The organism is Pseudomonas sp. SWRI154 (assembly GCF_014268645.1).
GTDB lineage: Bacteria > Pseudomonadota > Gammaproteobacteria > Pseudomonadales > Pseudomonadaceae > Aquipseudomonas > Aquipseudomonas marvdashtae.
The window spans coordinates 37,650-51,401 of the sequence record NZ_JABWQW010000012.1; the positions used below are offsets into that span (position 1 = coordinate 37,650).

Sequence of the window (13,752 nt, forward strand, 5' to 3'; positions counted from 1 at the left end):
TCACCTGTTGCTCCGCGGTGTCTGGTTTTGGGGCGGCTGCGCCACCCAGCGGGAGCAAGCTCCCTCGCCACAAAATGTCCACGCTGTCCCAAAGGTGTGGATAACGATGGCTAGACCTGCACATTCCCCGGCAACAACGGCAATTTCGCCAGCTTCACTGCCACCCACAACGCAATCACCAGCAAGCCACCGATGAACAGGCCGATCCCGTTCCATCCCCCCAGGTGCCAGGCCACGCCGCCCGCCGTACCCGCAACGCTGGATCCGGCGTAGTAGCTGAACAGATAAAGCGACGAGGCCTGGCCCTTGGCCTTGAGGGCGCGGCGGCCGATCCAGCTGCTGGCGACCGAGTGGGCGCCAAAGAAGCCGAAGGTGAACACCAGCATGCCCAGGATCACCAGCCACAGCGGCGTGGCCATGGTCAGCACGAGGCCGGCCAGCATCAGCGCGATGGTCGCCCAGAGCATTTTGCGACGGCCGAGTTTGTCGGCCAGTGCGCCGATTTTTGCCGAGCTGTAGATGCCCGACAGGTACACCACCGACAGCAACCCGACGAAGGCCTGGTCCAGATGATAAGGCTCGGCCAGCAGGCGGTAGCCGATGTAGTTGAACAGCGTCACGAACGCGCCCATCAGCACGAAGGCTTCAAGAAACAGCAGCGGCAACCCTGCGTCGCGAAAGTGCATGGTGAAACCGTCCAGAAGGCTGCGCGGGTGCAGCGAACGGGGACGGAAGTTGCGTGACTCGGGAAGAATCCGCCAGAACACCGCCGCCGCAATCAGCGCCAGACCGCCAATCACCAGCATTGCCGTGTGCCAACTGACAAAGTCGATCAAGACCCCGGTGATCAGGCGTCCGCACATGCCGCCGATGGCATTGCCGGCGATGTACAGTCCCATTGCCAGGCCGATGTGCTTGGGATGGATTTCCTCGCTCAGATACGTCATCGCCACCGCCGCCAACCCGCTCAACGACAGCCCGACCAAGGCGCGCAGCAGCAGTACACCTTCCCAGGTCGGCATCATCGCGCTGGCAATCGTGCACAGCGACGCGGCGAACAGCGCCGTGACCATCACCGGCTTGCGACCGATGCGGTCGGAAATTGGGCCGGTGATCAACAGGCCGATGGCGAGCAGGCCGGTCGCCACCGACAGAATCAGGCTGCTCTGGGCCGCGTTGATGGAAAACTCCCAGGACAGCAGCGGCATCATCGGTTGCACGCAATACAACAGGGCGAAGGTCGCAAAGCCACCGCAGAACAGCGCCAGCACCGTGCGCATGAACATCGGCGTGCCTTTTTCGATGTAGACGTCCTTCAGTTCGGCGACAGCATCATCCTGCACACGCGGCGGGATTTCATGGGCCAGTGGAGCGACAGCAGTGTTCACGGTGGACCTCGCAAAAGCACGATCAGGCAGGCAATGAAAAAAGCATATAGCCGACTAATGTTTCTATCCAATATATTGTTCGACCTGTTTAAGATGTTTAACGACCTATTGGATCGCCCATGGAACTGCGTCACCTGCGTTACTTCATCGCCGTTGCCGAAGAACTGCATTTCGGCCGTGCCGCGCTGGCCCTGGGTATTTCCCAGCCGCCCTTGAGCCAGCAGATCCAGGCGCTGGAGCAGGAGATAGGCGCGCGATTGTTCGAGCGCACCAACCGTCGGGTCGAATTGAGCCAGGCCGGGCGGTTGTTCCTGGAAGAGGCACGGCGGGTATTGGCCCAGGTCGACAAGGCCGCCGACGTGGCCCGGCGTGCCCAGTTGGGAGAGTTGGGCGAACTGAAGATCGGCTTCACCTCCTCGGCACCGTTCAACTCCACCATTCCCCAAGCGATTTTTTCATTCCGGCAGCGCTTCCCGGCAGTGCACCTGAACCTGCGGGAAATGAGCAGCACCCAAGTGGCCGACGCACTGGTGGACGAGGTGATCGAGGTGGGCATCATGCGACCGTTGCCGCTGCCCGATGCCTTGACGGAAATCGAACTCAGCCGCGAACCGTTGGTGGCGGTGCTCAGCGCCAAGCATCCCCTGGCCCAGGGCAACGAAGAGGGCCTGTTTCTCTCGGCCTTGGCCCAGGAACCGTTCGTGTTTTTCCCCCGCAGCTACGGCAGCGGCCTTTATGCCCAACTCCTGAGCCTGGCCCGCGACGCCGGCTTCAGCCCACATTTCGCCCAAGAAGCCGGCGAGGCCATGACCATCATTGGCTTGGTCGCGGCGGGGCTGGGTGTCTCGGTATTGCCGGCGTCCTACCAGCGCATGCGTATCGATGGGGTGGTCTATCGTCCGCTGCTCGACCCCGCGGCGGTGTCGGCGGTGTGGCTGGCGCAGCGCGAGGATCAGCGTTCGCCGATGGCGGCGGCGTTTGTAGCGCTGTTGACCGATGGGGTGGAGCTATCGAGTGGTTAGTGTCGGCGCGGATGACGCCATAACGTGAAGAAGGGCGCCCAAGTGGGTAATGCCCGTCAGTTAAGCGAAATAAAGCCAGGCAATCATCCTGTGGCGAGGGAGCTTGCTCCCGCTGGGCTGCGCAGCAGCCCCAAAACAGGGCCGCTTCGCGACCCAGCGGGAGCAAGCTCCCTCGCCACGGTTTGTGTGTTTCCTCGTGACATCCACTTAACTGATCGGCATTAGCCCAAATGGGCGCCCTTATTCGTTCATGAAACCGTCATGAGCCTTGTACTGCTTTTTCTTCAATTACCCCGAGCACGTCGGTCATTGCCCCCATACGGTAGCCGTCCTGTTGGTGTGGTAGTCATAAAACCCTTGAAGCGTCCACGTATCGCCTTGACGTTCAAAGGCGGCGCGCCAGCGTCCTTTTCCGCTGCTGGCCTCTAACTGCGACATGGTGTACCAGTAGTAACCGTTGCCCCGTTTTGTCGTTATCCGACCGGCGCGAATATCATCCATGATCGCGGTAACTCTAAGATTGGCGTCCTGATTGAAGTCGCGATAGGTCATTTGCAATTCAGCCAGCGGACTGATGGATACCCTATAGCGATCCGATGAAGCCGAAACTTCAGGTTCTGGTTGAGTGGATGATGGGTCGGCGGTCGGTCCCCGTGGGTTCGTCTGTGCCCTTGTCAGAAGCTCGATTTCAAATGTCGCATTATGAGTGTTGGCGCTTTTAATGCTTTTCTGGAACTGGCCAATATCCTCTTCGGTGACCAATCGGGTGTATTGGTTGGCCTTTCTTTTGTTAATTTCAACGAAAGGGATTTTATAAGCGCGCAGCGCTGAGTGGATACGGGGCATATTGTTCTTGGTTAGCTCAATGGAAAACTCGTCCAGCAAACGCTGCTCGTAATGGGCTCTGTTTATTGGATCCATCAAGTAAGCTACCCTGGCGGCCTCCGCGGCTGGCCCATCACCTTGAATGATCGTTCTTAAATGGGCTTCGGCACGCGAGTCGGCAATTTTCGTCATTCGTTGCAAGTCAGAGCGCAGCCTGGTAAACGCGTCCCTCAGTGCTCCCGTGGGGGGGGTTATGATAATGAATTTTGCGTCGGTAAAGAGGTTGGGCAGTATATCGAAATAAGCTTCTACGGCAGCGTCCCGTATGAGTGTATTTTTATGCTTCAAAATAACATCGTGCAGTTTGGATTTGTTCGAAGGGTCAAGAGGTAGCGCCATGTTGCGCTCCAGCACGCCTGATATTTTATTGATTCTCTGCCATGCATTGAACTTTGATAATAAGGCATGGGTGGCGTCTTTTTGTCTTTCTATTTGTCGTTTCAGTCTGAGTTTTCCGCTGTTGTAATCCTCTATGTGTCGGCGATAGGCATCTATATTTCTAGCACCCACATCGTCCATGCTTTCCTGCAGTATTTGGTCGACCAGTGCCTCCGGCATACTCTTGAGAATTGCCTTTTGCCGGTTGGCAATTCCCCACGTGTACCAGTAATAGCCTATCCATCCTGCTCCGCTGTACATCAGCAAAGCGGCATCCGACAACGTATTGATCTTGGCCTGGTTTGGCGCCTCTGGCGTTCCGAGTAGGCTCAGCACCGGCCCACCACCGCGCAACCGTTGCGGCGCCTCGATTTTCCAGCGGCCATTCTCCCAAGTCACCGTCCGCTGATTCGTCCGGTTGTCCGGCGCATAGATAATCCGTTGGCCTTGTTGCATCGCTGTCTTGTAGTAATACATCCCCAGCTTGAGATAACCCTGTCCGCTCGCATCCGTATATCGGTCGCGACCTTCGAACCTCAGCGCCGTGCCATCGAAACCTTTCAGGCGTAACGGCATGAGTGTCGGATCTTGCAGGCGGGGGAGGGAGGATAGCGGCGGACGCGTCTTACTCCGGTGCCGTCCCGCGCGAGCCATTATCAGGTCCTCGGCGCCCTCCGCCAGCACCTCTCCCAATCCGCTGATGAAATCGGTGAGCCATTGATCGAAGCTCCCGCCCTCACTTTTGATCGCGGCCACTGCGGCGCCACCGGTCATCACCGGCAGGATCGCTCGCCCCAATAGTCCACCTAACCGGCTTGCGGGGAACATGGACATTGCCCCCGTCAGCAGAGCGAGCGCGTTGCGGCGTCCTGCTTGAGCGTCGGCGCTGTCGCGCTCGGCATTGCTGAGCGTCAGCGCGTCCGCCGTTTTAACCGCGTGGCTTATCTGCGTTTCATGCAGCACGTTCAGCAGATTTGAATTGACCTCGCTCCAAGAAAAATTCGAGGAAAAATCAGCTGGAGCCCGGCTCCTTGCTGCCCCGCTGAAGACTGCCTGGGTGACTTTCCTAACTTTTTCATTGAGCGTGAGGTCAGGCGGTGTCGGCGCCAGACTGGCTGCTTGATCGGCCTGCTCCACCAACGGCAGTTGTGAAATCAGCCACTGGGTCATCTCAGGCGTGGCGGTGAGCGCCTTGGCCAGGGCCCGTTCCAACTCCCGCGCATTTCCAGCATCCAGGTCCCTGAATATTTTGTTGTCCGGCGCACCTGGGCTATACAGCGTCACCGAAGGCCGACTCGCCAAGCTTGCGCTGCCGAACGCCAGTATGTCCTTCAGCACGCTGTCGCCCCATTTCAGTTGGCGCACCACCACCTCGTGCGTATTGACCTTGCGACGCCCCTCCGATGTCGGGCTGTCCAGTGCCGCCAGCACCAGGTTCAGCCCGGTGTTGTCCTTGTCGTGCCTGAAGTCGCCCGCGATATGGGCGCTCCACGCCTGCGCCCGTATCTGCTTGGTTTTCAAGGCCATCCATGCTGTCTGTTGTTCCCGGGCCGTGATCGGCAGTTCGATCAGGATCCGGGCGCCCACGTCGGCCTGTTCAATGACATTTTTAAACTGGTCATAGGTCATCGGTCCTTCCAGGAAAGGGGCGGGGACACTGCGCTCTTCCGACGTCAGATTGGACATTGCCCATTGCGTCATGGAGTGGCGGTTAACAACGATGCCTTTCGTGCCTTGCGATACCCCGGCCCCCCATGGCGAAGTACCTGTGGGGGCGTGAGGATCAACGATGTATCGATTGATGCTCAGAAACACCTGATCGGGATCCGCGGCCACGTAGCCTTTCTCGGTGATGAGCCGGGCCAGCCGTTTACGGGTCCATTCGCTGACGGCGTCCTCGGTGGCCAAGGTCACCGGATCGGGCGGCGAGGGTTCGATCTGCTGGGCTTCGTACAGATCTCGTACCGCTTTCCACCACTCCCGGCGGTCGTGCCCGGTGACCTGAGGATTGCCATGCAGCCATTCGTTCTGTTTTTTCAGCTCTCGCTGGAATTCTCGTTCATCCAGCACGCCCGCCAAATCCAGGGCAGTCCCGACATCCGCCGCCCGGTCAATTCTGGCCGCCCAGGCTGCGACCTCCTCTTCCATCGCGGGCCCTTCCAGCAAAATGTCCCGCACGATCGCTTTCTGCGTCGCTCGCACGTCCGCAACCAAATGGGTAAGAAAATGCTGCGCCAGTGGTGCGGTGCTGACCTCTGCCCAGGCGAGACTGTCCTTGATCAGCCCGGCCTTCAGTGCCGCCAGATTATCGTAGATCTCCAAAGGATGACCTGGGGCGTATAGCACGGCCGTCCCCGATTCGCTGACATTGTCATGCTGCGTCAGCACAACGGTGCAAGGTAGCGGCACACTGTCAGCCCCTTCTGCAACGGCCATATTCAGGCTGTAGACTCCGGGCCGGACTTTTGCCGCCAGTTCGGCGCGAGAAGCCGCGTCCGGTGCCGACAATGCATGTTTAGTCAGGGCCTCGTGCATCGGCTGGCTCATGGTTGCGTCCAGCCTATGAAGATCTGCCTGTGCTCTTAGCTGAGCGGCAAATTCATCGGCCAGCCAATCGCCGACTTTACGGCTGTGGCTGAAGTCGGCCGGCCTGTTCCAGAAGTTGTCCAGTGCTTGCGTGAGCAATGGTTCAAAGGACACGGACGTGTTGCTGATCAACGTCTTGAATTGTTGCTTGGCTTCTTGGCTGTTCAGGTTTGCGGGAGTCTGGATGACGTTGCCTTGGGTGACGAGGATGTCGATCTGGCCCGGATCCAGGAAGAGCTCGCCCGCATCGATCCTGCCGGCAAGTGCCTTCCAGAACAGCGCCTCCAGGGCAATGGTTTGCGTCTTGGTCTGTTTGATGGCCGGCTCATCGGCGCCGTCGGCCAGGCTTTGCGAGGAAAGAGCGGTCTCCTCTTGCCGCGTACGCACCGAAAGATTTTCGACAGCTGTAGTGGCGTCCAGGGACGGGAAGGTTCTTTTGAGCCAGTAACGCAGTTGTTGCATGGCAACCTCTGAAGCCCGCGGAACCGTATCGTTCAGGAGGATCATTTGTTGCTGGGAAGTGTGCAACTGACCCACCAACGGGATGCTTGGGTCTGGCGCGGTATCGGCTTGCAGGACGGTGTCATGGATGTCCAGGGAAGCGCTCAGCCTGCCGGCGGATGGAGCGCCGAGAAACAACTCAAGTGAGTGCACCAGCGAACGGGAGCCGCCCCGAGTGAAAAACGCTTCGCGAAAAGCCCGGCCGGTATCACTGTCGAAAACGCCCTGACGTATAAACTTTTCGAACGCCTCTTCGGCAAGCACTTGCGACCATTTGTATGAATAAATCCTCGCGGCATAAGACGACGCAATACCCGTCAGGTTATTGAAGGGGCGTACCGCTTCCGGCCATTGCAGATGTCCGACTTTATTGTTCACGTCTTCAAAAACCTGCAAGGCACTGCGTCCGTCGCCAAAGGTGCGATGGGCCTCGAAATCGAACAGCGTGAAGAGCAGCGAGTTCGCCGTCGTCCAACTGGTTTGCGCCTGGATGCCCGCCAGGAACCGCTCGGCCTCGTCGGTAGGGATCGGTTCGTTGGTCTGGTAGTGGCTTGATATCCAAACCAGGAAATCCTTGGAAAAGCACCACTGTTCCAGTACTTGGCTGGAGAACTCAACGGTGTCCAGGCCGAGCCCATCCAACCCGGAAACGGCCCTATAGTCTTCTCCCGTCAAAAGTTGCTGCAAGCAATGACCGAACTCGTGCATCACAATGCGCAAGTGCTGATGATCCAGCAGGCATGGGGCATCGTCTTCCCTGGGTGGAAGTTCGCTGCGCAGCACGGCTATCGGTAGTCTTGGACGACCCTCGGCAGTCATCCGACGATTGCGCAGGCCCAAAGCGTGCGGTGCCGCTCCGGTCAAATCATGTTGAAACGGGTCGATATAGAGATAGCCGATAGCTTGCCCGAACTCCTTAATCTCAAAGAGGCGCACATCCTCATGCCAGCGTTCAAAATCCGAACGCTCGAGCATCTCGACGCCAAACAGCCGCTGGGCAAACAGGCATAAGCGGCTGAGCACCGAATCCCACGGAAAATAGGCCCGCAATTGCTCTTGGCTGGCCCCTGCCTGTTGGCGTGTTTTCCCGGCCAGATACGGGTAGTCCCAAGGCTCCAACTCATCGATGTCTTGCTGCAAAGCCAGGGCCTTGAGTTGCCTTGCCTCTCGCTCAAAAAGGCTTTTGTGCCGGTCGAGTTCCTTGTCTAGAAAACTCGATACCTGATCCGTGGACTTCGCCATCTGCTCTTCAAGGGCCAACTGGGCGAAATTGTCATATCCCAGCAACTTGGCCTTATCGTGGCGCGCCGCCAACAGCGAGGTCATTATTTCCTCGTTATTGAAGCGCTGGTCGTGAGGACCTTGAGCCGAGCCGCGGGCTTGATAGGCCACCCATACTTCCTTGCGTAACGTCCTGCTCTCGGCATGGCCCAGCACTCCGTTGAACGACTCGTCGCTCAAGGTGATCAGCCACCCTTGCAGATTTGCCTTCCTTGCATTGTTCGCCATGCGCCGCTTGACCGGGGCAGGGATACCGGCCAGCAGCGATTCATCCTCGATGTGCTTGCTCCAGTCGTTTTCTGCCTGCTGTACATTCAGGTTGAATCGGTCTTGATACCGCTCTATATCGTTGTCCAACGCCAGCAGGCGCTGTTGTTGTTCAGGCGCAAGGTTTACTCCGGCCCGGCGAAACTCACGCAGTGTCTTTTGCAATACCTTTTGCCGAGGCAGATTGAACTGTTGCGCTATCTCGCTGTGGGAAAGTCTTTGATACAGCCCAAACAATTCACTGTTCCGGGCGAGCTCGGCCTGATAAGCCGTGACCTGTTCGAAACAGCGTTTTGCCGCGTCTGCCCAACCTGGTTGGGTCGTCACTGAGCCGATGATTGCGATGACCTGGAGGGAAGTATCCAGCCGCGCCTTCACCTCATCCATGGCCAACACCAAGTCGTCCCAGGTCGGATAAGGCGTCTGGCTGGCGATAATGGCGGTGACGTTGATTCGGCTGTCGGCGATGATTTCTTCAATGGCCGGCACGAGATGCTCGGTGCGGATCGCCGAGAAGGGCGGTAAATCATAAGAGGTTAATAAGGGGTTGCTTTGCAGCATGTTCGCGTCCTGAAAAGTGGTAGGAGCGAGCACGCTATGCGGGAAGCGCCGGGTAAGGGCGGTATATAGTTACCGCACGCCGGCGGGAATGGAGGGGTATGTTGACCTTGCCGCGTCCGTTGCAGGCGTGGTACAGACTTGAGCTGATGTGGCGCAAATCCTGGCAGGAGCAAAACCCATGACCAAACAATTCACACGCTGGGACTCTGCCGAGTACCTCAAGACCGACGAGGACATGGCGAACTATCTGGATGCATGCATGGAAGAGGCAGGAGACGACCCCGCATTCATTGCTAAAGTCCTAGGGACCATTGCACGAGCTCGTGGGATGACCCAGGTGGCCCGTGACGCGGGGCTCTCTCGGGAAAACCTCTATCGCGCCTTGTCAGGGGAAGGAAACCCTGAGTTCGGTACTATTTTGAAAGTAGTTAAAGCGTTGGGGCTGAAACTGCATGCCAGTACTTGAATAGGCAACATGAAAAGCGACTAGCCGATTTGATTAAGAAGGGCGCCCAACGGGGCGCCCTTCTTCGTTCATGCCCGTCATCAGACCTTATGACAACCTATTGCCCGTCATTTTTTATGGTCAGAAATGCCAGGATTGCATCACGTGTAGCCTGTGTTTGTTCCTCCAGCACCCAATGGCCGGTATTGATTAATATCAATGAATGCGGTCGTGTTGCGATGTGTAGGGCCTGCTCGGCCAGGGTTTTTCCTCTCGAGTGGTCTCCGCCGATGGTGAGCAGCGGAATAGTCAGTTTATTCTTGGCAAACTCCAGATTGTCATTCGCGTCACTTTCTACCCAGGCTGCATAAAGCTTGAATGCCGCTTCCATGCGGCCTGGCCGGGAGTAGTCGTCTACCAGCGCCTGTCGCACTTCATCGGGCACTTTATCGTTGCCCTCGAATACAAAGTCATCAAAAAACATATCCAGGTAGGTTTTTTCATGCCCTTTGATCATGCCAATGGCCGTTTTGCCAAAGAAGCGAAAATGCCATTTGCTGGTGGTGCCCGCAGTTGGGTTGCCGTTATAAGCGGTTTCCCACCCGGGGATGCCTGGAATGAATCCATCCATCAATACGATGTGTTTGCTTTCATCCGGAAACAGTGCCGCGTAGGCGTAGGCAACGATTAAACCCATGTCGTGACCCACGATATCGACCCGCTTGATACCCAAGAGCGTTATCAGCTCATGTAAATCATGCGCCATGTTTTTTTTATCGTAGCCACTGGCGGATACATCAGTTTCTCCAGCTCCACGATAATCAGGAACGATCGGTGTATAACCGGCACGCACCAACGCGCCCATCAACGGCTCCCAACTACGCCAACTGCCCGGAAACCCATGCACCAGCAAAATAGGCCGTTCACCATCACCGCCCATAAGGTAGTGGAGGCGAATACCGTTCACGCATGCATAGCCATGTGTAAATGTCGCACCGTCGACAACGACGTAGTCTTGTACCGCAGAAGGTGATGTGGCGGGGTGTGTGCGAGACATGGCTGTGCGGCCCGACCAGGCTATTGTGCTCATCAATTTTTTATCCATGTTTGGACCAAATCAATTTCTTGAGATGCGAATTGCAACTCATAAGGTCGAACAGTTTTACCGAGCGTTGACCTGGCTAACGGCTAACGGCTAACGGCTAAAGCCTGAGGCTGTTGCGATGCCCATCGAAACTGTCAGAGTTGACAGTCCCGACAAGCGGCCTAGAACGCTGCTGTGATTGGTATCAGCAGGACAGAAATGGGACGAAAAGTTGCGTCACGCACCCTTCGACTGTAGGAAAACTCACATTTCTAGTTACGACACTTCCTATTCGTTGCACAGGCCACTCCGCAGTGGTTGCGACTCGCCCACGCTGCAACGTCTTATTCATCATTCCGAAGCCGCCGGCTCAGCGCTCCTTCCCCAGTGGCAAGGGATGCAGCCTGAAGCCCATGAATGAGGTCCCTGGAAATGCACTCATCTTTGGATGCCCCCTACACCAACGAAATCTCCCATGAAGCTCTTCTCCATCTGGATGACTTGTACTTGGAGCAGCCCCGGCAACTAGAGGGTTACGGCGAAGAAGTCGCGGCATTCATGAGTCGACAAAAAGCCTTCGTCGAAGCCCATCCGCCAATTGCGATCTACCGAGTGGCCACCGAGGGAAGCCAGACGCGTGACGGCGGAACGATCCAGCAAGTGTCATCGTCGTTGACGTTCACCTTGGACAATGGCTGGAAAGTACGCGCCGCGCAGAAAGGCGATGAGGTGGTGTACGCCGATGGCAGCACGGCACGGATCATCACCGGCGCCGGGAAAAACAATAGCGACATTGCACTGGTCGGCAGCCGCTTGAGCAATGGCGACGAGATCATCAATACGCTTCAGAAACGTTTCATGATCATCGTGCGTGAAGGCGTACCGATGGCGGAGGATTTTTTGCCTGCTCTTCAACTGGCGGAGGTTCATTACCTGCACTCGCAAAGACTGTAATCAAATGAGGCCGGATAGGCGAATGCAGAAGAAGCCATGAGTTTTAAGAGAGAAGTCTTGAAGGGCGCCGCAAGGCGCCTTTTCTTTTTCAAGTTGCCTGCGTCTGCAAGGTTCAAGAGTTAACGTTGATTGTTTAACGAAGCGTCCGGCGTGCCTACGGGGGGCTCCAGGTTCTCTATTGCCCGATTGACCAGCAGCTCGCCCAGCTCCGTTAGTTGTTGCAGGGCCATTGCCATGCTGCGTTGTGCGCCTTGCAGCTCGCCGGCGAGGTCGGTGGACATGACGTTCAGCGAGGCGAGGGTTTCGCTGGCGTGGCAGAGCAGGGATTGGGTGTCGACGTTGGGGAGGATGGTGAAGACGTGGCTGACGGGATCAAGTTGCTCCTGATTGTGACGGCTGATGGGCGTGAGGTGTTCGGTAGCAGCGTCTTCGAGGGGCGGGGCGACTAAGGTGACCTTTTTCATTTGCAGCTCCATGCAAGATTTAAGAAGGCGGCGACCCCACGTCACACAGGGCAGGTGATAGCCATACGTGGGGTGACGGTCGGGTCTATTTATTACCAGAAAATTCAGTTTTATTAATCAAAATATTGAACATCTGTGTAAATAAATGATTCTTGCATGCTGTTCGGTTTTGCTCTTTTTTTGACTGTTTCAGTTGGGTGGAAATAATTTTCTAAATGGTTGATGTTTCTGTAAGAAATATTGTTCTCATTTGTAGGAAATATCGCCGTGGTGGGTGTCGCGAGTATTCTCGACGAGCACGTAGAGATATTTTTTGTGTTCTATTTGTTTTTTCTGAAAGTCAAGGTGTGTAAGATGCCGTTTCCGAAAAATGTCTATCTGAGCACATTTGCGGAGCTGTGATTTGTCGCAATAGTATGAAGATGGTGAAGAGTGTATGTATAAAAGAGCGAAAACAGAAAATCTAAAAAATAATATTAGGTACCTCATGAAAAGTCGCGGTGAAACGCGGATCTCTTTATGCAATGCCAGTGGGCTGACCAGGACCACCATATATAACATTCTTGAAGGCAGGGTGATTAACGTACAACAATCTACCATTCGGAAGATATCTGATTTTTTTGGCGTGTCTTACAAAGAGATTGAGACTATTGATTTGGAGGGGAGGGAAGTAATAGAGAGTACCGTTTCTTTATATGGAAATATGAATCCGGCGGCGGTTCCGGTAATTAAACAAAATCAGTTAGTGCAGGTCATGAGTAAAAGAATTGGCGAGTTGGTCACCATTTTCCCTTTGACCTATTACTTTGGTACAGCCAGCAATCTGATTGGTGTGCGTCTTGAAGCAGACATCGACGGGATGTATGACTTAGGAGATCTACTGATAGTAAGGAAGGGAGAGCTGAATGGTGAAGGGGAGACCTTGGTTTATAACAAGGAGAAAAAAAGGCTTATTGTGGTTAGCGAGAACTACCGTGAAAGTGATACTGATTTGATTGTTGGAAGCATAATCGAGGAACGGTTCAATGGTCTATAACAAGGATGTCGAGAATGGAAAATATAAGCTGCTGGGCTTCGAGAAAAGTAAAAATCTTGCTGTCATAATGGTCGTTTCGACCGGCAGAGTTTTAAAGGTAAAGCTGGCTGATTTGTTGAAAAGTGAAATTGTGGATGATTTAAGTAAGGTGGAAGTGAAGGAGGTGTATAGAAAGTTTTATTCGGGAGAGAATACGTTGACGGTGTATGACGTTAATGATCGTAACGAGCGTTCATGGATGACTTATGTTGTTCTGAATCTAGCGCTGTTTGCGTTATACGTTTTTACCAACGTTGCTGCGGCCAAGTTGGTGTATATAGAGGCTTTGGATATAGTAGTAACTCCTGGAGTATTTCTTTATCCGTTGACATTTCTTGTGGTCGATATATTAAATGAGTCTTACGGTCTCAGGCTTGCCAGGAAAGCTATATACTTTGCTTTCGCGAGTAACGCCTTTATTCTAATTTTGCTGAGTTTTACTAGCTGGCTTCCGGGTTTGGCAGGTTGGCACCTTGAGACCCCTTATGAAAAAGTCATAGATCATGTGTTGTCGGCGCTCGTTGCTTCATCTATCTCATTTTTGTTTTCTGAATACATAAATTCATACTTGTTAAGTAAGATAAAAGAGTTGACCAACTCAAGGTATCTGTTTTTGCGAGTGCTGCTTAGCACCTGTTTTGCGGTAATCATAGACAGCTTTCTTTTTTGCTTTATTGCATTTTATGGGGCGCTGGCGAATGACGAAATACTGAAGATAGTCTATGTGCAAATAGCTATAAAGATGTGTTTTGCCATTTTTAATATTTTCCCCGCTTATGCAGCAAGGTCGCTATTCAAGAAATACGTTGTCGGCGCTCAACCTGCCTGAGCAGGGCGGCTATCGGTAGATGGCCGCGGGCT

Annotated in this window: 9 protein-coding genes; 5 read left to right on the forward strand and 4 right to left on the reverse strand. The window is 54.9% G+C overall.

All coding sequences use genetic code 11. The features are described 5' to 3' along the window. Positions 1-110: 110 nt before the first annotated feature. Positions 111-1,388, reverse strand: a complete 1,278-nt coding sequence (locus HU806_RS13085) for an MFS transporter (RefSeq protein WP_186611772.1) — start codon at positions 1,386-1,388, stop codon at positions 111-113. 119 nt (positions 1,389-1,507) lie between these two features. On the opposite strand from HU806_RS13085, the gene HU806_RS13090 reads away from it, so the two are divergent. Then, positions 1,508-2,410, forward strand: coding sequence for a LysR family transcriptional regulator (locus HU806_RS13090; RefSeq protein WP_186611773.1), 903 nt, complete (start codon positions 1,508-1,510; stop codon positions 2,408-2,410). A 306-nt stretch (positions 2,411-2,716) separates the two neighbouring features. On the opposite strand, the gene HU806_RS13095 is transcribed toward HU806_RS13090, so the two are convergent. Continuing rightward, entirely contained in the window at positions 2,717-8,869 is a 6,153-nt protein-coding gene (locus tag HU806_RS13095; protein WP_186611774.1) for a M3 family metallopeptidase, read from the reverse strand. 178 nt (positions 8,870-9,047) lie between these two features. On the opposite strand from HU806_RS13095, the gene HU806_RS13100 reads away from it, so the two are divergent. Further along, the gene (locus HU806_RS13100) at positions 9,048-9,335 is read left to right on the forward strand and encodes an addiction module antidote protein (RefSeq protein WP_186611775.1); all 288 of its coding nucleotides are present in this window, start codon (positions 9,048-9,050) and stop codon (positions 9,333-9,335) included. Between the two features lie 97 nt (positions 9,336-9,432). Here the strand turns inward: HU806_RS13100 and HU806_RS13105 are convergent, their stop codons facing one another. Beyond that, positions 9,433-10,419, reverse strand: a complete 987-nt coding sequence (locus HU806_RS13105; RefSeq protein ID WP_238350165.1) for an alpha/beta fold hydrolase — start codon at positions 10,417-10,419, stop codon at positions 9,433-9,435. Positions 10,420-10,830: 411 nt separating this feature from the next. Here HU806_RS13105 and HU806_RS13110 point away from each other — a divergent pair, with 411 nt between their 5' ends. Next, positions 10,831-11,352, forward strand: a complete 522-nt coding sequence (locus HU806_RS13110) for a PAAR domain-containing protein (RefSeq protein WP_186611776.1) — start codon at positions 10,831-10,833, stop codon at positions 11,350-11,352. 119 nt (positions 11,353-11,471) lie between these two features. Here HU806_RS13110 and HU806_RS13115 read toward each other — a convergent pair whose 3' ends face one another. Beyond that, complete coding sequence (locus HU806_RS13115; RefSeq protein ID WP_238350166.1) at positions 11,472-11,816, reverse strand: DUF6124 family protein; 345 nt, start codon at positions 11,814-11,816, stop codon at positions 11,472-11,474. A gap of 436 nt (positions 11,817-12,252) precedes the next feature. Here HU806_RS13115 and HU806_RS13120 point away from each other — a divergent pair, with 436 nt between their 5' ends. After that, complete coding sequence (locus tag HU806_RS13120; protein WP_186611777.1) at positions 12,253-12,852, forward strand: helix-turn-helix transcriptional regulator; 600 nt, start codon at positions 12,253-12,255, stop codon at positions 12,850-12,852. After that, complete coding sequence (locus HU806_RS13125) at positions 12,842-13,720, forward strand: queuosine precursor transporter (protein WP_186611778.1); 879 nt, start codon at positions 12,842-12,844, stop codon at positions 13,718-13,720. The genes HU806_RS13120 and HU806_RS13125 overlap by 11 nt, the downstream gene beginning before the upstream one ends. The last annotated feature ends 32 nt before the right edge of the window (positions 13,721-13,752 follow it).